The organism is Vibrio sp. D173a (assembly GCF_030248475.1).
Genome location: NZ_JAHGAH010000640.1, coordinates 1 through 816, shown reverse-complemented (window position 1 = coordinate 816; position 816 = coordinate 1). Strand labels below are relative to the sequence as shown.

The 816-nt window shown below is 43.9% G+C and carries 1 protein-coding gene; it reads right to left on the bottom strand.

Annotation, left to right across the window (positions count from 1 at the left end):
* Positions 1 to 316 precede the first annotated feature (316 nt).
* A partial coding sequence (locus KIV40_RS28155) for a BCCT family transporter (RefSeq protein ID WP_285352498.1) occupies positions 317 to 816 on the bottom strand: 500 nt, incomplete at its 5' end.

Sequence of the window (816 nt, the reverse complement as noted above, 5' to 3'; positions counted from 1 at the left end):
GATGGCTATGAACAGTACGAACAGCGTGTGTTAGCCGAACTCTCGTCTGAAAGCCTAGAAATGGATAGCAAAGTCTATAGTCGAATTCCAGAAAGGTAGTCCTCGGTAAGAGTACCCTTCCTTACTCGAACCTTTCGCAACTCACGCCTTTCGACTCTGAAACGCTTTTTAAGCCATGACTTCACTCAACAGCGAAAGTTGTTCAATAAAATATGGCTAGTAAACAAAAACGCCCTTGCATCAACAAGGGCGTTTTTCATATTTTTACTTTGCTTATCTGAGTAACGGCGACAAACATCTCGCCGTATTTAAAGCATTACTTCGTTGAATCAGCAGCGACTTTTGGTTGATCTACTTCAGTCAGTAGACCTTTAATTAGACTCACACAACCCAATAGAAGGATCAGTGTAAATGGCAGTGCCGCAATGATAGTGATTGATTGCAGTGCCTGAATTGACTCAGTGCCGCCAATCCAAAGCATAACCATCGCAATCGCACCTGAAATGATAGCCCAGATAACTTTTTGACGAACTGGCACTTCAAGCTTACCACCCGCTGTCATACCGTCGATAACGATAGAGCCAGAGTCAAGAGTCGTTACAAAGAATACAATGATCAGTGCAACAGCAATAACCGACAGAATGTTACCCATTGGGTAAGCATCCAGCATGTAGAATAGGCTTAGTGATACGTCTGCGATACCTTGATCGATACCCAGTTGACCCACTTTGTCGATGACCTGTTCGATCGCCACACCACCGAAAATAGACATCCAAGCGGTTGTCACAATCGTTGGGATGATAAGAACACACAACA